The organism is Phaeobacter porticola, assembly GCF_001888185.1.
Classification (GTDB): domain Bacteria; phylum Pseudomonadota; class Alphaproteobacteria; order Rhodobacterales; family Rhodobacteraceae; genus Phaeobacter; species Phaeobacter porticola.
In genome coordinates, this window is sequence record NZ_CP016365.1 from 90,353 (window position 1) to 113,303 (window position 22,951).

Genomic DNA, 22,951 nt, shown 5'->3' on the forward strand with positions numbered 1-22,951 from the left:
AATGGCTGCTGACATTCCCGTTGAGCCGGGGCTGCGTAGGGTGCCCAGACAGGGGTTGGTGTTCTGCTTTCTCGTGGCGTTTTGCATTGTCATATGGCTAACCGCGCAGACTGGGTGGCTGGAGCACGGCAGCAGCCGGGATGTTTTGGTGGCACCGGGAATGGAGCACTGGCTGGGGACCAATGAAATTGGTCAGGATGTTCTTGTCGGGCTCATCCTTGCCACGCCAACCACGCTGGCATTGGCGACTGTGACTGCCATACTTGCCGGGGCTCTCGCGTTGAGCGCGGCCAGCCTTGTGGTTTTAGGTGGACCACTGGTTGCAGGGGTGGTGCTCCGAACCGTCGACGTACTGCAAGTCGTCCCGTCGATGCTGCTCTTGCTGTTTGTCGCGGCTTTGGTGAATCCTGGTCTCATCGCATTGGTTCTGCTGTTGACTGTCACCGGCTGGAGCGATGATGTGCGCATTGTCGTTGCTGTACTGCGGCGTGAGGTCCGCCGGGAGAATATACTATATGCCCGTGCCATGGGGGCCGGATGGATCTATTGTTGGCGCTGGCATCTGCTTGCCGCATTGCGCCCGCTTGTCGGTGTTGTGATCGTCCAAAACTTACGGCAAGCCGCTTTGAAATCTGCGGGGCTGGGGTTTCTAGGTCTGACTGATCCGCGATTGCTGACGTGGGGAAGCATGATGCAATCTGCTATGGACCAGCTCTATACCGGGGCGTGGATCTGGCTGTTGCTGCCGCCAGCATTTCTGTTGTCGCTATTCCTTCATTGGATACTGAAGCTGAGCGATCCGCGCGTACAATCCGGTTTGGAATTGGAACAACGATTATGATCCGTGTAGATGATCTTTGCCTATTCCATAGTGGTCGGCCACTTCTGCAAAACATCTCCTTCAACATCTTGCAGGGGCAGACTCTTGCGCTGATAGGTGCGTCGGGCAGTGGCAAGACGTCCCTTGCGCGTCTCCTGCTTGGTGTTCTGCCCGGGCGTCCCTACGATGCGCAAGAGGCGTCGCCCCAGGGTGCACGTGGGTTCCGTTGGTCCGGGCAGGTCAGGGTTCTCGGCGTTGATATGCTATATGGATCAACAGCGGATCGGCGCAAATTGCGTGGAGATGGGGTCGGATTGGTGGTGCAGGCATTGGCGGATGCGCTGAACCCACATCAAACCGTCCTACAACATATTCTGGAGCTGCTGCCACGCGCTAGCAATCGTCAAGAACATGCCAAGACGCTTTGTGCACAATTCAATATCCCCGATTGGTTGCTGCATCGTTACCCCTCCGGTCTCAGCGGTGGAGAGATCCAGCGCGTGCTTACCGCGTTAGCTATGGCGCGGGATCCTCGTGTTCTGATCTTGGACGAGCCAACAGCAGCGCTGGATCGCGTCAACCGTACGCGTGCAATTGCTTTGCTCGAAAAGGGTCGGTTGCAGCGCTGTCAATTGCTGATCACCCATGATCTGGATTTGGCCTGTCAGATGGCGGACCAGATGGCGATACTACATGAAGGAAAGTTAGTCGAAGACGGACCGGCAATCGACATGCTGCGCACCCCTACAATTGAAGAACCAGGCAAAGCCCTGCAAGCCGGTCGCCGACATCGCCGATGCTTGGACAATCACGGTGTCGCGCCACTTGTGCCCAGCCCACGTCCACCGCAAGTCAATCCATCTGGTCTGATCCTGCGAGACATTTCGCTCCGTCGCGGTGATCGACTCCTGTTGAATGGTGTCTCAACTGTCTTACCAAGAGGGGAGTGCCTGGCGGTTCTTGGACCTAGCGGATGTGGAAAATCGACGTTAGCGCGCCTGCTGGTCGGGTACGATCCAATGCAGGCAGGGAATATCTCATGGCGGGAAAGGCCAGGGGACGCTCCCGTACCCTGTTATCCTCACGATCTGGCGCTGGTGCCACAGCATCCCCATCGTGCAATTGCGCGTCATATGACAGTTGCGGAGGTCCTGGAGGACGCAAGACGGCTCAATCGTCTTGCCGGTAGGCACCGCAACACAGATAGGGCGGTATCGCTGCTGGAGAAGGTTGGCTTGCCGCAGGTGAGGTCATTTCTGGATCAGCGCGCAGCGGATCTTTCTGGGGGGCAGGCCCAGCGGTTGGTGATTGCCCGCGCATTGTCTTCGCAGCCGCGGTGCCTGATCGCGGATGAACCAACGGCATCGCTGGATCGTGCTGCCCGGAATCAGGTTTTGCAACTGCTTAGGCAACTGATGGTCAGAGATAAATTGGCGCTGCTGGTGTTCACCCATGACCCCAAAGTGGCTGGGGCCCTGGGTCATAATATTCGGTTTTTGTCAGACGGTCAGCTGCGGCTGAGCCCGTCGCCTGCGGACATGTCCATAGCCTGATCTGTCTGGAGCGTGCGCACTTGGTCCGATAGCCAATCGAGGTTTTCATCAGCAATGCCGAGTGCGCGCAGGTGGTCGGCTGTGTTCCAGAGATAGTCGCAATTTGGACCACGTTCACCAGCGGCATGGGCGATGATCTCGGCTTGCCGAGACAAACTGTGATTGTCGTATTGTTCGTGGTCGCGGTTGACCACATAGGTGAGCCCTTCGATCTCGCGACCGTCTGCGAGCGTCAATGGTGTGGTGATTTCGCGGTAGGCCGGATTGAACAGCTCACGGGCGCGCAGATATTTGAGAACTTCGGTCTCTTGACCTTCTGGTATCGCCAAAGCGACCCCGTTGCAGGTGGCATCCTTAGCGGCATCAAGGGCCAACACCAGTCCCGGTTGGGAGAACGTGCCGCGATAGCGCAGGGAGTTCAGACAGAACCGACGTTGGTAACCGGTGAGCCGTGCAGGCAGCTGTTCTGCGGGGCTAAACCCAGGATCCCAGATCAGCGATCCATAGGCGAAAACCCAAAGCGTGTTGGACATATGACAGCTCCGTTGTGCATTCATGGGCGGTGCCCGTATCCCTTGACAAAAAAATGGCGGAAGAGGTCAGGGGCGCCTCTTCCGCCTTGCAGATCAGTCCGTCAGCTGGCGATAGGAGGCCATCAAACTGCTGTAAGGGGGTACAAAGACTGAACGCGTCTCCTGTCCGATCTGGACGGTTTCCTTGACATCAAAGTGCAAGTGGATTGGCAACTCAGAGACCCAGCTATTGGAAACTTTCCCCAGGCGATCACCTTTGGATACTTTGTCAAGCGGTGTAACAGCGAGATCTTCCATGTTCATGTGAACATAGCGATAAAGCGTGCCCGAAGGCGTCTGCAAAGTTAACGCAAAGCGACCAACATGTGCAATGACGCCGTCCTCGACCGCGACCGCCCAATGTGTATCAGCCTTGCAGGTTGCAGGTCGGATGTCTTGGCCTTGATGACCGCCCGACGCACATACGGGTAGATCAGAACGACGTAGTTCGCAGAAATTGTCGCGCCAAGGATAATTGTAGTTGACCGTGTCACATTGACTGCCGCCGCCGCCTTTGAACCCTCCCGGTGCGTAGACATGGGAGTTGGCATAGGCCGGCCCGCTTTCGAGAGGAAAGCGCATATCGGGATAGAGTATAGCACTGATAGACAAGCCCACGCCGGTGTCTTTGACCAGATCACCGGGGGGGCTAAAACGCTCGTCCGCATTCGCCGGAGTGATGCAAAAAAGCGCGATGGCAGTGGCCGCAACTAGGGTCAACGTGGTGGCGTGTTGCGTCATTGCTCTGATCCTTTGGCAACGGTCAATGTTTGCGCAAGCTCGGCCAGATAGCTGGGCTCAATGCAGCGGGTGTCTTTGGTTGGTGCGTCGCATGTGATCCGCAACGTGTAGAACGCACCAAAGCGATTGAACATGTGATCGGCTCCGTCACCCGTGGATTCATATGTGCTGGCGTCGTGTCTGAAAGACAGGCCGGGTACATTCACCAGCAGAGTTTTCGCCCCCATAATGCTCAATTGGGCACCTTCAAGCACGTAATATGCGGTGTAAGCGTTGCCCTGGCCCTGGAAAGCTGGGAGATCAGCCTCGGCATTGGCGCCGAGGATCATCACGGGCAGCTTCATTTCCGTAAGGCCTGCGGGATCCCTGGCGATAAAAGCATTGATGATCGCCTCGTCTTCGTCATTTGCGCCGGCCCTTATCGAGCGGGCCGCGTCCCAATCAATGGTGCTGATTGCGCGGGTCGGGGCCTGATTGACCGGCTTATCAACCGCAAAAGCAGGTCCCGCCACAAGCGTCAGAGTAATTGCCGTGGCCAACAGGGCGCTCCCGACGGTTGCAGGGATGGATGAGGTCATAGTCTCTCTCCGAATTCGTGTAATTGATGTGTGATTGGCCCTAAGCGGGCTGCAAATCCTTTTGAATGGCTGGGCTCGCTGTTTTTTTGGACTTGGCGTGCAGCCGTGTCATTTGGCCAAAGATGTTGCGGCGATGCATTTCTTCGGTCCCACCGACGCTGCAGAATGCCAGGGCATCGCGCAGAAAAGTCGTGATTTCTCCCTCATGGTACCCTTTGCTGCCATAGAGCTTCATCAGGTCCATCGCGCCTTCGACAATGGTTGCGGCTCCGGTGAGTTTAGAGATGGAACAGGTCATCGCAGCCTCTGGCGCGCCGCAGAGCAGTTGATGCAGGGCGGCATAGGACACCCATTTCGCACTCTCCGCGCCGATGCGAATGTCGGTCAATTTCTTCTGAATGTACTGATGTTCGATGATTGGCACATCAAAGGTTGTACGTTTTTGGGAGAAGTCAAAAGCCTCTGCCAACATAGGTTCAATCAACCAGGCGGCCACCAGCCCATAGTACAGCCGACCCATGGAAACGATATTGACGAGGTTGCGCAGACCTGCGCCGGGTTCACCTAGCAAATGCCCGTAGTGCAAGGGCACATCGTCAAAACGCATCTGCCCAGTTGGCAGGTCAAGATTGCCCAACTTGCGATCTTGGGCGCCAATAGTCAAACCGGGACTATCGGCATCAAGAAGAACCAATGAAATCCCCTCGCGCCCGTGATCACTCAGTTTGCAGACCACCAGAATGAAGCTGGCAACTGGTGCGTGAGCGATATTGTATTTCACGCCATTCAAGCGGAAGGTTTCGTTCGGGCCAGGTGTCAGCAGGGAGGATGTGGCACGAACGTCTGTCCCAGTGTCAGGGTCGGCAATGGCGGTGGCGCTCAGCTCGCCATTGAGGATGCGGCCCAAGTATTCGCGTTTTTGGCTATCACTGCCATAGAGATCCAACGCGCGGACCATACCGGCCTGAGCAATCACTGAGAGCAACAGCCCAGGAGTCCGCAAAGTCGCGGCGAGGCCTTCGAGCGCAGCTGTAAATCCCCACCAGTCGCGCCCGTCGCCCCCAAATTCGCGCGGTACAATCATACGCCATAAACCGGCAGCGCTGAGGCGATCCCAGGTCTGCTGGTCAAAGGCGCGGCGGCCCAGCCGCAGTTCATCCCGATCAGCCATTTTGCCGATAGCGGCAAAGGCGGTGCGGGTTTGCCGCTGCTCCGGGGTCCATTCCAAATGCATCTTGTCGTCCTCGCAAACAGGGGGTCAGGCAGTTTCCTGGTAGGTGGCGATGGCTTCTTTGAAAGAGTCCGGCACCGGGTAGGTGGCCTGTTTGTCGTAGTCGAACATCACATGCACCGACTTGGCATTTGCAACGATGCGGCGGTCGGCATCATCGATATGCATCACGTGCTCCATCTCAAAGCTCTTGCCACCGAAACTAACAACACGGCTGCACACGACCAGATTGTCGCCATAGAGCGCCTGTGAGACATAGTCACACGATGTCTTGACCATGATATGGGGCAGCTTCTCAGACTTGGGCAGCTCCAGTAAGTCATGCATGTATTCAAGATAAGCCGACTGCATGTAGTCGTAGTACACTGGGCTGCTGACGTGGCCCATGGAATCGGTATCGCGGTAGCGGATTTCGATGTTGGTCTCAAAGGCTTTGTTGGACATGTTATCTCTCCAGTAGTGATTTGTTGATGTTGGATCAGGCGTGCTGCGTGCAGTCCTGGCAGGCCCGTTTTTCCAACGGGCCATGGATGGTGAACCCCATCGGAACGGGGCCAAACTTGCGCAGGATCGGCAGGCCGAATTTCTCAGCGGCGCAAAGCGTTGTGATACAGCCATCGGCATGCCCCTCGGCACAGTCGCGGGCAGCGACCACGTTGCTGGAAACAAAGCGCCGCTCGACCTTTGTGGGGAGCAGTTTTTCCGGGGCGGGATGTGTGGCGCAAGTCAGTGGCTCTGCGCCGGTTCGGGATGCCAGCACCATGTTGTCGGTATTCATGATGAACACATCCAACAGCTTCATCTTTTGGATATGCGCGTAAATGATTGAATGTAGATGGGGGTAGGCAACAACCCCGACCAGCACAGCACCGTCTTGGCATGCGACGCTATCTGCAGCCTGCTCCATCGTCCGGTGTAATTTGACAGAGGCATTCTGGCATCGCCGCAAGGCCCAAGACAATGCCGCCCGCTCGCAATTGGTACCAGTCGGGCCCAGCGTGTGAACCTGTTTTACCCAGGCGAACGTTTCGGCATCTGGAATATAGCCAACGTCGCTATTAGTTTCGAATTGAACGTCCATCATCCGTCTCTTCTGCTGGATTTTATTGAAGTCAAATTTTAATTGCGCAGGGGCGATAGTTTAATCAAGAGGTTTATCTTGATTATAAAATTGACGACAGTAAGTTAATTTGGAGATACGTGCGGTGTTTAATTTTTTTCTGGCTTGGGCCCCAATTTGCGGCAATCGGTATATTGCGAATCTGATCTGTTGACGCCATGGAACCGGGAAAGTTATTTTTGAACAATTCAAAAAAGCTGATGATGTTCCTCAGCTATGATGAGGAGCTATCAAATAATCTGATAAGACAGGTGAAACATGGGAAATTGTACCGGCGAGCTTCAAACGCGACCTTTGGAGACGCGTCACGCAAGCGGATATTCGCTCAAGGATTGTGCAAGAATAGAGGGGGCCTGAGGTGAGGCAGCGCGCGCCCGCTGCATCTTTGAGGGGCGCGTACAAGAATCGCTGTAGCGATTTTTCATGCAGTCTGCGCTGACAATGGGTACATTGTGCAGGGGCAGCCAGCCCCTGCTATATCCCCAATAGAGTGTTTTTGTCAGCTGGAGCGGGCAGGATTACGCCCAACTCCGTCGTAGAGATCGAGGCAGCGATCAAACCAAGACGAAACAGTATCGTCTTTAGTAAATAGAGTGTTAGGGGAGCACACATTGCACCACTGTAGCGTCCCAAACAGCGTGTAGTCGGCATAGGCGGGGGTTGCACCTGACACCCACGCCTGATGGGTTAGAAGGTCGCGAATAGGGGCCAATTTGTCAGGCAGCGCGGCGCGTTCTCGGTCGGCACCTTTGGCCATTTCCTCTAACGACATCCCAAATCGGCGTTCGCGGGCAGTCCTGAAATAGACTTGGTCATCGGGCGACATAAGGTTGTGCATATCCATCACCGCAATGGTCGCAAGGCTGGGGTGAAGAACGGTCTTACAGTAGCTTTCGACAAATCGTGTTAGCGCCATCGCGCCTTTGCCATCGAATAGAGCTGGAGCCTCTGGATAGGTCTCGTCAAGGTAGCGCGCTATATCATAGCTCTCACCAAGGACGGTTTCCCCGTCACGTAGAACAGGAACACTGCTGTACGATCCGTCCTCAATTTCAGAAATATCCTCAAATGAAACTGGAGTAAGAGAGTATTCTAAACCCTTATGCTCCAAAGCCATAATTATCTTCCAGACATGTGGCGAATAGTGACGTATCCCATCCTCGCCGCAGAGACTGTAGAGTTTACGCGTCATCAGATGCCTCCTGATAAAATTTCATACGGATTGAAACGAGGTGAGTTAAGAATCACCACGTTTAAATTATGTGGGAGAGTATCTTCATATTTTAATTCATCAATGCTATACTTAAATATTCGAAAATTTCTGCCAGAAATGCTGAGGCAAAAATTAGTCGCAAAAATGATTGGCGCGCGGGCTGGGCTACCTGGCTGGCGAACCGGCTGATTGGCTCAACATTGACTTAGGCTGGCACCGCCGTCATATCGCTGTCCAACAGCTCGCGTACGGCGCTGATAATTGGGTCTTTTGATCTGGTAACGAGATGGGCAAACAATACGCGTGTAGATTTGCGAACTTCGCGTAGTAGTGAAATATCACCGCCGACGGGATCATCTCCGGCACTGCTCATATGAACCAAGCCAATCCCGGCACCGCTGGCAATCAACGTTCGTGTGATGGTCTCATCGTCTACGTTGATAATCCGAGCCGGTTTAATGTTGTTCTCCTTGAACAAGCGCTCGGCGATCCGCCCACAACACGAGCTATAGGTAGGATAGATCCAAGGCAGCTGTTCCAACTTTGCCCAGTTGAGTTCTGGCCCCTCGGGCACCAAATCCGGTGCTGCGGCAAGATAGACGCTGAAATGTGAAATCTCGAGTGTCGCCAGATCGGTATGCGCCTCGTCAGGGTCGATGAAAAAACCCGCATCCAATCGTCCGCTGCGAATGTCTTCCAATACGCTGGATGAGGTGCCGTGTTGCAATGCGACTTCTAAGTCCGGGAAGTTTTTCGACAGGCTGGCTAGCAGACGGCTGACTTCGGTCGACCCGAGATTTCGCCCTGCACCAACACGCAATTGACCTGCCAGTCGCCCGCGCAAGCGAGAGGCTTCTTCCAGAAATTTCTGATGGTTGTCCAAGAGTTGCCGTGCCTCGATAAGCAGTCGTTGGCCGTCTCCTGTTACGCTCATACCCCGCGGTGTGCGCTGAAATAGCGTAAGACCCAGTGTGTCTTCCATCGTCTTGATATGTGCGCTGACAGCAGGTTGACTGCGGAACAACAGTTCCGATGCGCGTGTGATGCTGCCTTCTCTTGCCACGGTGACAAAGGTCTTGAGTTGACTGATGTCCATAGTTACCCCTTCAAGTGCCGTAGGGCGCTAAACGTGCTGCGCCGCTATTTAAAAAGCGCCACCACCCCTGGCCAACGCTCCAGGGTTTCTTTTATGCAGCTGGCAGGATATGTCAAAGCATTCGGTTCACCCTATAAGGGTATTTGGCCGTATTCCGCTTGTTACTTATTGTCCATACGAACGTCAGACAGGTCTAAGCACCCCAATGGTTGAAGCCTCAATGGGAACAGATATGGGTTAATGGTAACGTCGGGGTGACGGGCAAGCGTTTTGCTATCAGTCGATGACAATCGCGCCGTTGCTCATCTTGCGCCACAGATTATTCAATGTGGGTTTTGTGTTTTCGGTCTCGCGATAGAGACGTACCGAAAGCCGGGTTACAAAGGCATCCCCACCGGCAATCGTTAGACGACCGTCGGCCAGCTCCGCCTCACATAGTTTGCGCGGCAACCAACCAAGTCCGAATCCTTCCAAAATCATGGCTTTGACTGAATTTGCGAGAGAATTCTGGTTCACGACCAATAGGTTGGGCGGCGAGATCTGCTGGCGCAATGTGTGATCCAATACAGATCTCAGGGCTGAGGCACTGCCATAGGACAGCAGCGGCACCTGCCGCTTCGGATCACGGCGCAAATCAAACAGTGGAGCGCCATTCGCATCGGTCTTTGACACAGGAACAAACTCATCCTCGGAGAGGGTGAGATGGTCGCATTTGCTCACCTCAAGTGGTGATAAGAAATCCATCGCAGGATGCCAGTAGGTAAGAATTACATCACAATATCGCTGCTGCAAGGCGGTGACGAATTGGTCCGCCGCCCAGCTGGTTGAGTTCAGATCAACATCGAGCCCGCCTGCCGCCATCAGGGGTTCGATATGGTCGCGGAAGTGGGTCATGTACAACGACTGAGATGACGCAAAACGAATGACGTTCTCGCCGGCGGCATCAATGGTTTGGCAGCGTTCTAGTGTTTCTGAATACGTCCGCAAGATGATCTTTGCTTGCGAGAGGAACACGTCACCCGCAGGTGTTAAGGACAGAGGAAATGTCTGTCGGTTTATCAACTTCACACCTACCTCATCTTCCAAGGCGCGAATGCGCCTTGAAAATGCAGGTTGACTGACGTTTCGCTCTTCCGCTGCACGTGAAAAGTTCTTGTGCGTCGTGAGCGCCTCGAAGTCTCTGAGCCAGATAATATCCAAATTGCCTAGGTCCGTTCTGGTTGCGTCCAGTGGGCCGGGGTCCCGTGTGGTCAGCCGTCCAGTCTGTTTTCTTCCACCGCATGACAGGCCACCGTGCTTCCATCTGCTTGTTGGAGCGGGCGGGGTCGTACCTCGCGACACCTAGCATTCGCAAATGCGCAGCGGCTTTGAAAGGGGCAACCTAGGGGTAGGTTGATTGGGGTCGGGATTTCGCCCTGTAGCCTGATATGCCCTGGCCCATCGTCGTTTAGTTTAGGCACCGCCGACAAAAGCGCTCTGGTGTAGGGGTGTTTGGGGTTTTCAAAAAGGGTTCTGGTATCAGCCAGTTCGCAGAGCGTCCCAAGATAAAGAACGGCTACACGGGTACCGAAATGCTCTACCACGCTCAGGTCGTGGGTGATGAAAAAATAGGTCAGGCCGCGCTGGTCTTTGGCTTCCAACATCAGGTTCAATACCTGTGCCTGGATTGAAACATCCAATGCCGATATGGGTTCATCAGCGATAATGAACTCGGGATCCACGGTCAGAGCACGCGCAATGGCGATACGCTGACGCTGACCACCCGAGAACTCATGCGGGTAGCGGCTTGACCAGCTGGGATCGACCCCGACCGACTGCATGACCTCGGCGACTTTATCACGAACTTCCCCGCGCGACATCCGTGGATTGTGATGCCGAACGGGCTCTTCGAGCGCCTGCTGGATGGTCATGCGTGGGTTAAGCGAGGCATAGGGGTTCTGGAAGATCATCTGCATCTTTTTACGCAGCGGCAGCATGGCTGCGCGCGACCGGTTATCGATCCGCTCACCGTCGTAGTTGATTTCGCCGCCGCTTGGCGTCAGCAGACCCGCGACAAGCCGCGCAACGGTAGACTTACCGCAGCCGGATTCCCCAACAATGCAAAGCGCCTCGCCGCGATCCACGCTAAGCGAGACATTGTTGACCGCATGTACTGCACGCTTCTCGCGGGTAATACGGCCACCGCGCAGTTTCACAGTTTCAAGAAATCCCTGATCAAGGTCAAAGCGTTTTTCCAGGCCCTTCAGCTCGAGCAGGGGGTTGGTGGCTTGTGTCTGCGTGCTCATGCGCTCGCCTCCTCAAGATTGGCGTTCTGCAGGCGATTGACCTCGTGGCAGGCCACTTCAACCTGACCGTAGCGCACAGTCTCTGGCAGCACCTTACGGCAGTGATCAATGGCGTATTCGCAGCGGGGACTGAACGGGCAGCCAACAGGAATTGCGGTAAGACCGGGCATGTTTCCGGGGATCTGCTTCAGCCGCTGACCCGGCAGCGTCTGTTGCGGCAGCGCATTGATCAGCCCTTGGGTATAGGGATGCTGTGGATCGTTGATGATCTCACGGGTTGGACCGGCCTCGATCAGGCGGCCGGCATACATCACCAATGTTCGCTCAGTCATCTGGCTAACAACGCCAAGATCGTGGGTGATCAGGATCAGGCCAACCTTGTTGGATTGGCACAGCTCCAACAACAGCTCCATGATGTCAGCCTGGATAGTCACATCCAGAGCTGTTGTCGGTTCATCCGCGATGATCAGTTCAGGGTCCAACAGAAGCGCCATCGCAATGATGATCCGCTGCCGCATACCGCCCGACAACTCGTGCGGATACTGGTTTAGACGTTCCTCCGGCGAGGGGATATAGACCTCGCGCAGCTTCAGGATCGCGATCTGCTCTGCCTCGGCTTTGCTCAGCGAACGGTGCGCCTTAAGTGTCTCAACCATCTGCTGGCCAATGGTTAAAACCGGGTTCAGCGTGACCATCGGATCCTGAAAGATCATCGCCATGCGATTGCCGCGGATCTTGCGCATCTCGGCGTCAGATAGCGTGACAATATCCTTTCCACCAAAGAGGATCTGACCGCTGTCAATATAGCCGGGGCGGCTGAGCAGGTTCATCAGCGAAAAGCCGGTGATCGACTTGCCCGCGCCAGACTCGCCAACAATGCCCAGACGCTCGCCTTTGCCGAGGTCAAAGGAAATTTGGTTCAATGCCGTGACGGTGTGATCACGCATCGCGAATTTGACCGTTAGGTCGCGTACGGAAAGCAACGACATCGCTTTTATCCTTTGTAGAGTTTTGGGTTCAACACGTCGCGCATCCAGTCACCCAGAAGGTTGATAACCAGAACAAGCAGTACCAGAACCACGCCGGGGATGGCCGTGATCCACCAGCTGCCCGAGAAGATGTAATCAAAGCCCGAGGAGATCAGCGATCCCAGAGAGGGCTGGCTGGGCGGCATGCCCAGACCAAGAAAGCTGAGCGACGCCTCAGAAATGATGGCATTGGCGACCTGCACGGTAGAAATCACAAAAATCGGCGACAGGGAGTTGGGCAGGATATGCCGCACCATAATGCGTATCGGGCCAAAGCCCAAAACACGCGCGCTGTCGATATATTCTTTCTTCTTTTCGGCCAGCACAGTTGCCCGAACGGTACGGGCGTACTGCGGCCATTCCGCGACACCAATGACCGCGATCAGAAAGTAGACTGCGTATTGGTTGAAGGTCTCGCTGCCAAATATCGCCTGTGTCACGGCCAGGAAGATGATCGCCACCATCAGGGTGGAGAACGACAACTGAATATCAGCAAAACGCATCAGAAGACTATCAATCCGACCTCCGACATAGCCGGCAATCAGGCCAATGGAGATCCCTAGGAAAGCTTGGAGCGCAACGGCACAGAGGCCAATCAGCAGCGACAACCGGGTGCCATAGAGAATGGTGGACCAAAGATCCCGGCCCTGATCGTCAGTTCCGAAGATAAACTGCGGGTCCGCGCCATCAATCCATGTCGGCGGGTACTCGCTGTTCATGATGTCTATCTGCGACGGATCATAGGGATCAAACGGTGCTAGAAACGGTGCCAGAAGGGAGGCAATCGTAATGATCAAAAACACCGCAAAGGACACCATGGCAACGGGATTGCGACGGAAGCTGTAGCCCATGTTGGAATTCCACAGGCGGTTGAGCCGCGAGGGCGTGACTTGGTTTGTGCTGAGACTGTTCATGCGCCCATCCTCGCCAGATTAACAGTTGGATTGACGAGCCCGTAGATCAGGTCAACAATTGTGTTGGTGACCACAAAGATGAAGCCGACAACGATGAGATAAGCAACGATCAGCGGGGTATCGACGCGATTTACGGCCTCTAGAAACATGAACCCCATGCCGGGCCACTGAAACACGGTTTCGGTCAGAATGGTGTAGGCCACCATGGTGCCGATCTGCACACCCCCCACGGTAATTACCGGCAGTAGCGTATTTTTCAGGGCATGGACAAAATAGATACGGAACGGGTGGATGCCTTTTGCACGCGCATATTTGACGTATTCGCTTTGTAGCACTTCCATCATCTCTGCGCGGATCAAACGCACGAACAGCGGCAACATGATCGAGGCAAGCGCGATGGAGGGCAGCAGAATATGAGACCAGCCATCGACAGTTGCAAAATTGGTATCCCAATAACCAAAGACATGCACAACATCCCCACGTCCATAAGATGGGAACCATCCAAACTCGACGGAGAAGACAAAGATCATCAGGATGGCGGTCAGGAACACCGGGATCGAGATGCCAACAATCGACAGGCCCATGATCAGGCGGCTCAGGATGGAGTTGGGCTTAATGGCCGTGTAAACCCCAAGTGGCACTGAGAATCCGACAATGATCAATGTCGCACCCGCGACCAGCTCCAGCGTTGCGGGTAGCTTTTTCAAGATCACGTCCAGCGCGGGTTCCTTAAAGAAATAGCTGGTGCCAAGATCGCCCTGTAAGGCGTTGCCCAGAAAGCGGACATACTGGGTTAAAAAACTGTCGTTCAGGCCAAGTTCGTCGCGCAGCTGCTGACGGACCTCTTCCGAGACGGATTGGCCGACCAGTTCGCGTAGCGGATCGCCGAGATTGTCCTGAATAGCGAAGCCGATCACCGAGATGGCGAACATCACCGCGATAGCCTGAAACACACGTTTCACGAGGTAAGCGAGCATATTGGGGTTACCTTGTATCAGTCACTTGTTGATAGGCACAAAGCCGCAGTCACCCGTGGGGCGGCAGGGTTATGCCCACAAAGAAGTGGTGAAAATCTGGGGAATACCGAAAAAAGGCCGGGGCAGTCAGGCCGCCCCGGCCGGATGAGTATCAGTCGACTTTGAGGTCGCCGAAGTAAGGGAAGTTCAGAGCGTTCACGATTTTCTCAGCGTGAACACCATCGCGAGCCCCCCATGCCAGGTTCTGCCAGTGCAGCGGAATGAATGCCGCATCTTCATAGAGGATGCCTTCAAGCTTGCTCAGCAGTTCGCCACGCTTGGCAGTGTCGGTTTCTGCATTGGCTTCGGCCATCAGCGCATCCGCTTCGGGGTTACAGTAATTACCCGAGTTGTACTGACCGTTGCCGGTTGCTTCGTCTGGGCAATGGGTTAGGAACTGATGGAAGTTGGCTGAGTCTTCGGTATCCGCATGCCAGCCAATCATCATCATGTCTGCGGCCCGTTCGTCAAAGGCAGGCCAGTACTGCGCTTTTGGCATGGTTTGCAGATCAACCTTGATGTTGATTTTTGCCAGCATGGAAGCCACGGCCTGAGCGATCTTGTCATCATTCACGTACCGGTTGTTCGGCGCCATCATCGTAACCGAAAACCCGTCTGCATAACCAGCTTCGGCCATCAGCGCCTTGGCTTTCTCGACGTCAAACCGCGCGGTTAGGCTCTCATCATAGCCGAGATAACCAGCAGGGCTTGCCTGCGCACCAACGGTCCCGAAACCACGCATGATACGGTCTACAATGCCTGCATTGTTCACGGCGTAGTCGATCGCCTGACGAACGCGTGCGTCCTTGAACGCATCCACTCGATTCTGGTTCAGTTGGAATGTAATGATACGGGTGCCCGGCTCGGTGATCAGGTTGGTGCCGTCGTTCTCTTCGACACGCTTCAGATCGGTTGGCGGAACCGGCGCGATAAAGTCGACATCACCGGCAAGCAGAGCTGCAACGCGGGTAGGATCTTCTTTGATTGGGGTCAGGATGATCTTGTCGACGTTACCCTCGGACGCGGTGTCCCAGTAGCCATCAAAGCGATCAAAGACGACTTTTACGCCCTGCTCACGTTCGGTGACAGTGAAAGGACCGGTACCGGACAGGTTGCGCGAGGCAAAACTGTCGCCATGCTTGACCAGCTCGGCCTTGTCTTTGCCATCCTCGGTGGTGCCGGTGTAGAACTGGCTGTCCATCGGGAAGATGTAGGTCGCAGTATGCAGGACCAGCGGATAGGGCTCAGAGGTTTTCAGGTCGAAAGTTAGTTCATCGACAACTTCCACGTCGGTGAAGGCTGCAAAGATACCCTTGAAGTCCGGGCTTTCTTTCAAGCGGTCAAACGTCCAGTCTACGTCAGCGGATGTCAACGCATTGCCACTGTGAAAGGTGACGCCGTCGCGCAGCTTGAAGCGCATGGTGGTTTCGTCGATCTGCTCCCAGCTCTCGGCCAGACGCGGTGCAAATTGCAGGTCTTTGGTCCAGCGGACCAGCGGATCAAAAACCATGTGTGACAGTTGCAGTGTGCCACCGGACAGCTGCTCATGCGGGTCCAGAGATACCGGATCCGCATCATAGGCAACCTTCACGGTCACCTCAGCCATCGCGGCCGTTCCCAGCGTCGCCGTAAGCGTGGCAACCGCGAGCTTGCTCGCAAAATGTTTCATTTTTAGTCCTCCCGTTACTGTATTGTTACTTTATCGGTATCGTAGCGATGCCGAACAATCCAATGCCGATTGCAATGCCGCTATGCAAAATGAGTATAGCTAATATAGTTGTTATTTTTCAAATAATTAGGCGAAGAACCTCTTTCTTACTGGTGGTTAAGGCGTCTTTTCATAGCGATCAATCGACAGGGCATCCGCCAATATCTGCTGAAAGGAGGTTATGCCTGCGTTCGTGCTATGCCACCTCACGCCCGCTACGAATGTCAATCAAGCGGAAGGCCAGTCGATCAGCAATCAGAGGCGAAACACGTTGAACTGGAGAATCGCTTAATTCCGAGGATGAGGGGATTGACGCACCATAGTCCCCGGTTTCGAAACAGTTCGTCACGAACCGCGGGTTTGTGCGTCCTTTATGCCTGTTAATCACATGTTAACCATGTTGAGGGTTCGAAAATTTGCGAATGATACAGAAAAAATCTATCTGCTTTTACTCAACTTATTCCATTCAATGCAAAGAGAACCCACAATGGCAAATGTATTCGTTGCGTCGTTTCCAGGCGTATCCTCGCTTAGCAACTACCTCGCCTTCGACGGATTTGAAACGTCGCGCGCCTCATTTGATACCGTGATCTCTGCTACAGAACTGGAACAAACCGCCGACGATGGCTCGGTTCTGCGCATTGGTGGCGACTTCTCAAGCGTCGACCAAGCTACCTGGCAGATTTATTCCATCGACCATTCCCTAAATGGTGCGCCAATCGTATCAATTTCGAACATCTCCATGAGCTTTGACCGTTTTGCGTCCTTGCCGGCAGGTGATCTGGCACGTGCGTTCTTGTCCGGTGATGACGCAATCACAGCTCTGCTCAATGATAACGTGACCGAAATCCAGACATTTGGTGGAAACGACAGAGTTTCGCTTGGCGCTGGTAACGATACGGTGGCTGGGGGTGTGGGCAGTGACTTCATCACCGGCGGGCTTGGTGTAGACAGTCTTCGCGGCGGTCACGGGGCTGACACACTGCATGGCAACGGTGGCGACGACATCCTGCGCGGTGGTGTTGGTCGTGACTTACTATTTGGTGGCATCGGAGATGATATCTTGGGCGGCGGCAAAGGGCACGACCGACTGATCGGCGGATCTGGTAACGACATCATCCGTGGCGGTGCAGGTGTTGACCGTCTATTCGGCGGGACGGGCGACGACATTTTGAGTGGCGGAACCGGGGCAGACATCTTTGTATTCAATCAGGGCGACCACACTGATCGGATCACCGATTTTGAAATCGGGATTGACCGGATCAAACTGGGTCGGGGCGCCGAAGACATGGGTGATGTTGATTTTGGGCAGGTCGATGACAATGTTGCGATCTACTTTGCCAATGTGACTGTTTTTGTCGAAGACATGACAATTGCGGATCTTCAGAACCCTGACCACTTTCTCTTCTGATAGACTGATGCTGTGGCGGCGACAGTTCACCAACGGCCGCAACAACTCCGCTTTCGAGCGAACACGACCGGATAGCCGGTTTAGACAAGGGGGTACAGAATGACTACTACCAGCCAAAACTTAGTTGCCGTCGCACTTCTTTGCGCTTTGCCCACGGTCTCTGTTGCGGATCCTCTGCCGCGTAGTGCAAAGGTCGCCAACCCGCAGAAGATTGCCAAAGTTTACTCTGGCAAGACGGAACTCTGGACGAACAATTGCGGAGGGGGCATCTATTTCGCCCCTGGTGGGCAGGCCCGCGCTTGGTGTGCAGATCAAAGCGATAATCTTGGGGCCGGAACCTGGAGCGTCGATGCCAGCGGTCGCATGTGTCAGGATCTGGTTTGGTACTACCCGAGCGGCCGCCGTGCCGGTGCCAGCGTCAGCGAGAAGTCCTGTATCAGCCACGTTGTAGATGCCTGGGGTGTGATGTGGCGCAGCTGGCCCAATGATTCCGAATGGTGGCCAATGGGCAAAGATGCAGGCCTGGTACGGGGATACAAATTCCAAGTACAGGTGCAGCAGAGCCGCTCCAAACTCGGTTTCTGAGTAGCGTGAGAATGCAATCTTGGCCGATACGACCGGGCGCTGGTTTTTTGCCCGGTCGTATCGCTTTTACACTTGCACCCGTGCGCCGCTGCGCATAAACCCCGCCACAGTGGACCGATAGCTCAGCTGGATAGAGTACTTGACTACGAATCAAGGGGTCGGGGGTTCGAATCCTCCTCGGTCCGCCACTATTTCCTTGTAAAACGCCAGAGATGTTTGACTTTTCCGTCACAACATTGACCCAACAGAGTCCAGGCCGAACTCTTTCGCCGCAACATTCACCCAGCATCAGAACACTGCCCGCTGGCGTTCCGTGTTGTCCAAAAATTTGCGTTGCGTCATTGTGTCAACATGCGTCAGCCCACAAAACAACATTTGGATCGACATGAACGCCTCAAGGCCGATCTTCGATTCCGGGGAAGCTCTCTCGCAAAGATCGCCCGCGAATTGGGCGTGACTGACTCTGCTGTCACCTTGGTGGGCAAGAGAATGTGCCGGCTGCAAAGATCGAGCAGGCTTTGGCCGAGGCTTTACAAACTACGCCAGAGAAGCTTTTCCCTGATCTTGGCGAAAGAGGACAAAGAGCCCACAGCGGAAATGTCAGATTTGTGCTGCGTACGCTCGTAGCGCGGAAATTGCTGCAGCGGGAAGACCGGTCATTCATGTGTGCCGCAGCGGAACGTCATGCTCAAGGATCATGTCGCGGGACCGAGTCGACTTTCGCTGCGGCTGCGCCAATGACGGCTTCGCCTAAGCATTGATCCTTGACAAACTTTGGGAACTACCAAAAATTCTCAATTTTCGGCGCAGAGAAAGATGAGATGATTATGACAAAGAACTTATGTTTGACTTTTTGTGCCTTTTTGCTTTTTGCATGCAGCAGCGGAATTAATCCTTATGATGACAGGATACGAAACTTCACGGAAACAGATCAAAGCAAGATCAAAGCACTCTTGCAAGATCCTGACCAGCTGAGGCGCTTTCTTTCAGGAACAACCAAGCGTGCGCCACACCCGAGTTTTACGCAGATTGGTTATTTTTCACCAAGCGGTCAGTACTTTCTTGCGTATCCAGGCAATACCAGCGTGGTACAGGGAAGATGGTCAGTCTCTGAACGTGGCAGACTTTGTTTTTCATATTGGAACGAACCTTGGGATTGCTCTCACATACAACCTGACTTGACCGCTGACACCGCACAAATTGTCGATGGCGACGTTCTGAATTTAAGTCGGCGGAAAAATCTACCACGCCCGATTCCAAGGAACAGGGGAATGACAATTGAGGAGGTCATGAGTTGGTTCGGACTAAAAAGTCGCAATTTAGTCAATAAGGTAGGCTGGAATCGACGCAGATAAATCGGAACATACACGACATTGCAGACATCTATTCTGTCCGCAGCATCAGTTACTTTGGGCTCTCTGCTCCCCAATGCCAGTGCGGCGTGATCCAGGTTGAGGGCGGATTGGAACCTGCCGTTCGCCTCCCAGTCTAAGTTGCTGAGACTCTGCGTCTCCATTTAGTGCGCCGACATTGGTGCTTCCATAGCCAGCCTTCGGCCAAAACACCGAGAAATCGGGCTGCGAGCCCTCTTTGTACTATTTCTGCGCTGCGCTAATGTTCGCTTCAAAACTGGCACCACCCGTTACATCCGAGGCAAGGAGGTGTGGACGGGCCTGCATTGTTGATGGCATGTAGTGTCTATGGTCGCTTAGTTTACGCAATATGCCGCGTGCTTTTTTAAGTCTTGCATTGCAGACATTGCGGGCTTCGGCATGAAAAAATTTGAGAAGGCAGTTCGGCCCCGATGCAGATTGTTGACGACATAACCACCCTTGACGGGACGGATTTTATTTCATGTGAATTTAGACTGCTGCGCTTTGATGGCATGGACCTTTCACAGTATCGATTTGAGAGTTGCGTCTTCCATGATTGCAGTTTTGTCAGCGCGCTCATGGAAGAGTGCACATTTTTGAAGTGTAAGGCGCTTAAGGCTGATTTTAGCTATTCTCGCCTATCTGACGCCCAATTTGAGGGGTGTAATCTGTCCCTCACAAACTGGTCAGGGGCAGACGTATCTGGCTCAATATTTCGGGATTGCAAGTTAACCGGTGCCGACTTCAAAGATGCTCGCGCCTTAGGGGTGGACTTCAACGGTTCCCTTCTCTCGGGTGCGTTTCTGCGTAAGATGAACTTTCGAAAGTGCCACTTGGATGGCATCGACTTTACCGAAGCAGACCTTGCTGGCTGTGATTTTCGTGATGCGACCTTTGACAGATGCCGTTTACAAGCCGCGCATCTTGCCACCGCACGTTTTGATGGCGCGGATTTGCGTTCGGCTGACCTCGGGATTCTGACGTTCTCTAATGCGACTTGCTTTAGGGGCGCGATCATTTCCAAAAATCAGGCAACCGAATTACTGCATGGATTGGGCTTGATGGTTCTTTGATATCGCTATGATCACCAGATGGTTCTTTCGAAATTTAACTCATATCGTGCTCGAATTTAGGGTTCACTCGAAATCGGCATATTACCACTGTTCCACCGCAATTTTCCCGATTCTTGCAAGCAGCCATTGAGGCGTTAAGGCTCAAGGTCGGGATGTCCGGCGACCTTCGCGTACATCAGCCATGCGGCGAAAGAGCGGTTTGGATCAGAGTTGTCGAACAACGTTTGAACGGCTGCTATGGCGACACTTGCTGTGGCGCCGCAGAAACGGTGCCGCACCTGCAAGAGGATGCTGCGTCGGCGAAGGCGAGAAAACGAATGACGGCTGAGTCCCGTCTGTACCTTGGCCTAGCTCGCGATTAAGCTCCAGTTTGGGTCAAAAATGCTTGACGTTTGGGTCAGCATTGCGTGACGCGGCCCGGTGATAGGATTCAGAAATCTCAACGCATCGAGTCAAAGATGCGAGACGTTCCACAGCGAATGTGTAGAACGTCAGGGATGTTTGACTTTTCCGTCACATCATTGATCCAACAGAGTCCAGGCCGAACTCTTTCGCCGCAACATTCACCCAGCATCAGAACACTGCCCGCTGGCGTTCCGTGTTGTCCAAAAATTTGCGTTGCGTCATTGTGTCAACATGCGTCAGCCCACAAAACAACATTTGGATCGACATGAACGCCTCAAGGCCGATCTTCGATTCCGGGGAAGCTCTCTCGCAAAGATCGCCCGCGAATTGGGCGTGACTGACTCTGCTGTCACCTTGGTGGGCAAGAGAATGTGCCGGTCTGCAAAGATCGAGCAGGCTTTGGCCGAGGCTTTACAAACTACGCCAGAGCAGCTTTTCCCTGATCTTTGCGGAAGAGGACAAAGAGCCCTTTAGCGCGCTTTTGCATCGCGGCTAATGTCTGCTATCGTGGTGGGGGAAAGAGCGTTCAACAACCACTTTGGTTTTGAACAGGGTTTGTGGAGGCAGCAATCTACGACTTTTGCGGACATTCCAAAAAGGAGCGTTTTTGGAATAGCTCATGAAGGAAAAGGTTTACGATGTTTAGGTTGAGAACGCCGCAAGCACGCGGACTTGCCGTGGCGGCGCTGATCATCGGTTGTGCTGTATCGGCTTGGCGCTACACAGAGGAGCCGCCTGGTCATATTATCAGGGCCGCTGCCGTCACTGAAAGAGTGCCAAACTCACGAGCCGCCTTTCCGTTTTTTCCTGATACTCGAACAGAGGAAGAGAAGGCAGACAAGAGTTGGCATTTCGATATGTCGTTTCATACTTGGGTGGAACAGTGCGGGGTTAATCCCGTCAAGCCAAGAAGCTCTTGGCCGCAAGGTGTGCCACGTTCTATCGTCCACTGGGGTGTTTCTCTGTGCAACAACGCACAAGCACCAGAAGAATTTCTCAATGAGATGCGCCCATATCTGAGAGATGCTGCTATACGTGATGTCAAAAGTTTCACCATCAGGGTAATGGCTATCCCATTTTATGGCTTCCTTGCAGCGGGAGTTTTTCTTTTGCTGGTGCGCGGAGGCTTGCGAATTAGCCGCTGGATACGAACTGGATCCTAGATGGTAGGCTAATTTCAGTGTGTTGATGCGCTTTTTGTACGAGGATTGTTATCCCAAAATGATCGTTTGTCGAACGGTTTACCAGATCGGACATTGATGCAAGCGCAGCGACTGTCTGCAAAATCCGCTCTGTCGACCTTGGCCTAGCTCGCGATTAAGCTCCCGTTTGGGTCAAAAATGCTTGACGTTTGGGTCAGCATTGCGTGACGCGGCCCGGTGATAGGATTCAGAAATCTCAACGCATCGAGTCAAAGATGCGAGACGTTCCACAGCGAATGTGTAAAACGCCAGAGATGTTTGACTTTTCCGTCACAACATTGACCCAAGCGCCATTTTGAATTCAATTGGGCTTAGGCTGGCCGCTTCATCTTGGCGGCTAACACTACGCTCGGCTTTGTGTATCGGGCAAATCTCAAGACCTTACTTGGACAAAGCAGCCCTTGAAAACGGGCGCTTTTCGAGCGCTCGAGAATGTCAGAGTTTCCCTGTGCCGAGTGCAGGGTGTGAATCGGCATGCGAAATTGACCCACTTAGGTGGGTTATGAGCGAGTAAAATTGACCCACCTGTTTCGTTAACATCCGCGCTTCAAGTGCGGAGGAAAGAGCAGGTGTTATTGATGGAAAGTGTATCGAAGATCCGTCTGTGGGTGCTGGTTGAAGGGCGCAGTATCCGGTCTGTTGCGCGGGCGACGGGATTATCGCGCAACACGATCAAGAAGTATTTGAAGGATGAGAGCCCGCCGAGCTACCAGCGCCAGGCTCCACCGGTTCGGCACAAACTGTGCAACGGGTTTGATCTCCGGCTTCAGGAACTGTTCGATCAGGACCAGAAGCGACCACGTCGGGAGCGGCGAACGGCCCAGAAGCTTTATGAGCAGCTCGTGGTGGAAGGCTACACCGGGTCCTATTCTCCAGTTCAGCGATTTGTCCGCGATCTGAAGCGGGCTGGCGCCGGTTCTGGCGATGCTTTTATCCCCCTGCATTTTGCTGCTGGTGACGCCCTTCAGTTTGACTGGAGCGAAGAACGGGTTGTCCTGGGCGGCGTTGAACAAAAGATCTAGGTTGC

General features: G+C 54.0%; 23 protein-coding genes and 1 tRNA gene. 10 read left to right on the plus strand and 14 right to left on the minus strand.

Annotated features, from left to right (window positions below):
• Nucleotide 1 precedes the first annotated feature (1 nt).
• Both PhaeoP97_RS17925 and PhaeoP97_RS17930 read left to right on the plus strand, forming a co-directional pair.
• Complete coding sequence (locus PhaeoP97_RS17925) at nt 2–841, plus strand: ABC transporter permease subunit (protein WP_083570441.1); 840 nt, start codon at nt 2–4, stop codon at nt 839–841.
• Nucleotides 838–2,373 (plus strand): ABC transporter ATP-binding protein, encoded by a 1,536-nt coding sequence (locus PhaeoP97_RS17930; protein ID WP_072506628.1) that lies wholly within the window; start codon nt 838–840, stop codon nt 2,371–2,373. Before PhaeoP97_RS17925 ends, PhaeoP97_RS17930 begins: the two co-directional genes overlap by 4 nt.
• On the opposite strand, the gene PhaeoP97_RS17935 is transcribed toward PhaeoP97_RS17930, so the two are convergent.
• The 14 genes from PhaeoP97_RS17935 to PhaeoP97_RS18000 all read right to left on the minus strand — a co-directional run bounded on the left by PhaeoP97_RS17935 (nt 2,328) and on the right by PhaeoP97_RS18000 (nt 15,836).
• Nucleotides 2,328–2,906, minus strand: coding sequence for a gamma-glutamylcyclotransferase (locus PhaeoP97_RS17935; RefSeq protein WP_072506629.1), 579 nt, complete (start codon nt 2,904–2,906; stop codon nt 2,328–2,330). The two genes, PhaeoP97_RS17930 and PhaeoP97_RS17935, sit on opposite strands and share 46 nt — an antisense overlap.
• A 93-nt stretch (nt 2,907–2,999) precedes the next feature.
• Nucleotides 3,000–3,686, minus strand: a complete 687-nt coding sequence (locus PhaeoP97_RS17940) for a M23 family metallopeptidase (RefSeq protein WP_083570442.1) — start codon at nt 3,684–3,686, stop codon at nt 3,000–3,002.
• A complete protein-coding gene (locus tag PhaeoP97_RS17945; protein ID WP_072506630.1) occupies nt 3,683–4,264 on the minus strand; it encodes a hypothetical protein in 582 nt (193 codons plus the stop codon). The genes PhaeoP97_RS17940 and PhaeoP97_RS17945 overlap by 4 nt, the downstream gene beginning before the upstream one ends.
• A gap of 40 nt (nt 4,265–4,304) precedes the next feature.
• The gene (locus PhaeoP97_RS17950; protein ID WP_072506631.1) at nt 4,305–5,498 is read right to left on the minus strand and encodes an acyl-CoA dehydrogenase family protein; all 1,194 of its coding nucleotides are present in this window, start codon (nt 5,496–5,498) and stop codon (nt 4,305–4,307) included.
• A gap of 24 nt (nt 5,499–5,522) precedes the next feature.
• Complete coding sequence (locus PhaeoP97_RS17955; protein WP_072506632.1) at nt 5,523–5,939, minus strand: acyl-CoA thioesterase; 417 nt, start codon at nt 5,937–5,939, stop codon at nt 5,523–5,525.
• Nucleotides 5,940–5,973: 34 nt separating this feature from the next.
• Nucleotides 5,974–6,576, minus strand: coding sequence for a type 2 periplasmic-binding domain-containing protein (locus tag PhaeoP97_RS17960; protein ID WP_083570447.1), 603 nt, complete (start codon nt 6,574–6,576; stop codon nt 5,974–5,976).
• A 538-nt stretch (nt 6,577–7,114) separates the two neighbouring features.
• Nucleotides 7,115–7,807: a glutathione S-transferase family protein gene (locus PhaeoP97_RS17965; protein WP_072506633.1), complete on the minus strand. Its 693-nt coding sequence runs from the start codon at nt 7,805–7,807 to the stop codon at nt 7,115–7,117.
• 226 nt (nt 7,808–8,033) lie between these two features.
• Nucleotides 8,034–8,924 (minus strand): LysR family transcriptional regulator, encoded by an 891-nt coding sequence (locus PhaeoP97_RS17970; RefSeq protein ID WP_072506634.1) that lies wholly within the window; start codon nt 8,922–8,924, stop codon nt 8,034–8,036.
• Nucleotides 8,925–9,200: 276 nt separating this feature from the next.
• Complete coding sequence (locus PhaeoP97_RS17975; RefSeq protein WP_072506635.1) at nt 9,201–10,124, minus strand: LysR family transcriptional regulator; 924 nt, start codon at nt 10,122–10,124, stop codon at nt 9,201–9,203.
• 50 nt (nt 10,125–10,174) lie between these two features.
• A complete protein-coding gene (locus PhaeoP97_RS17980; RefSeq protein WP_072506636.1) occupies nt 10,175–11,209 on the minus strand; it encodes an ABC transporter ATP-binding protein in 1,035 nt (344 codons plus the stop codon).
• Nucleotides 11,206–12,198 carry an ABC transporter ATP-binding protein gene (locus PhaeoP97_RS17985; RefSeq protein WP_072506637.1) on the minus strand — a complete coding sequence of 331 codons (993 nt, stop codon included), beginning with the start codon at nt 12,196–12,198 and terminating at the stop codon, nt 11,206–11,208. The genes PhaeoP97_RS17980 and PhaeoP97_RS17985 overlap by 4 nt, the downstream gene beginning before the upstream one ends.
• A gap of 5 nt (nt 12,199–12,203) precedes the next feature.
• Entirely contained in the window at nt 12,204–13,151 is a 948-nt protein-coding gene (locus PhaeoP97_RS17990; RefSeq protein ID WP_072506638.1) for an ABC transporter permease, read from the minus strand.
• Nucleotides 13,148–14,128: an ABC transporter permease gene (locus PhaeoP97_RS17995; protein WP_072506639.1), complete on the minus strand. Its 981-nt coding sequence runs from the start codon at nt 14,126–14,128 to the stop codon at nt 13,148–13,150. The genes PhaeoP97_RS17990 and PhaeoP97_RS17995 overlap by 4 nt, the downstream gene beginning before the upstream one ends.
• A gap of 151 nt (nt 14,129–14,279) precedes the next feature.
• Entirely contained in the window at nt 14,280–15,836 is a 1,557-nt protein-coding gene (locus tag PhaeoP97_RS18000) for an ABC transporter substrate-binding protein (protein ID WP_072506640.1), read from the minus strand.
• 526 nt (nt 15,837–16,362) lie between these two features.
• Between PhaeoP97_RS18000 and PhaeoP97_RS18005 the strand changes: the two genes are divergently transcribed.
• The 8 genes from PhaeoP97_RS18005 (at nt 16,363) to PhaeoP97_RS20555 (ending at nt 22,946) form a co-directional block, all read left to right on the plus strand.
• Entirely contained in the window at nt 16,363–17,286 is a 924-nt protein-coding gene (locus PhaeoP97_RS18005) for a calcium-binding protein (protein ID WP_072506641.1), read from the plus strand.
• Between the two features lie 99 nt (nt 17,287–17,385).
• Nucleotides 17,386–17,871, plus strand: a complete 486-nt coding sequence (locus tag PhaeoP97_RS18010; RefSeq protein ID WP_072506642.1) for a DUF995 domain-containing protein — start codon at nt 17,386–17,388, stop codon at nt 17,869–17,871.
• 111 nt (nt 17,872–17,982) lie between these two features.
• Nucleotides 17,983–18,059: transfer RNA gene (locus PhaeoP97_RS18015), tRNA-Arg, on the plus strand.
• Nucleotides 18,060–18,635: 576 nt separating this feature from the next.
• Complete coding sequence (locus PhaeoP97_RS20355; protein ID WP_157891270.1) at nt 18,636–19,226, plus strand: DUF995 domain-containing protein; 591 nt, start codon at nt 18,636–18,638, stop codon at nt 19,224–19,226.
• A gap of 449 nt (nt 19,227–19,675) precedes the next feature.
• The gene (locus tag PhaeoP97_RS18020; protein ID WP_072506643.1) at nt 19,676–20,317 is read left to right on the plus strand and encodes a pentapeptide repeat-containing protein; all 642 of its coding nucleotides are present in this window, start codon (nt 19,676–19,678) and stop codon (nt 20,315–20,317) included.
• 636 nt (nt 20,318–20,953) lie between these two features.
• On the plus strand, nt 20,954–21,196 hold the full coding sequence (locus PhaeoP97_RS18025; RefSeq protein WP_072506644.1) for a helix-turn-helix domain-containing protein: 243 nt from the start codon (nt 20,954–20,956) through the stop codon (nt 21,194–21,196).
• 164 nt (nt 21,197–21,360) lie between these two features.
• Nucleotides 21,361–21,885 (plus strand): hypothetical protein, encoded by a 525-nt coding sequence (locus tag PhaeoP97_RS20360; RefSeq protein ID WP_157891271.1) that lies wholly within the window; start codon nt 21,361–21,363, stop codon nt 21,883–21,885.
• Between the two features lie 617 nt (nt 21,886–22,502).
• Entirely contained in the window at nt 22,503–22,946 is a 444-nt protein-coding gene (locus PhaeoP97_RS20555; RefSeq protein WP_217525901.1) for a hypothetical protein, read from the plus strand.
• Nucleotides 22,947–22,951 lie beyond the last annotated feature (5 nt).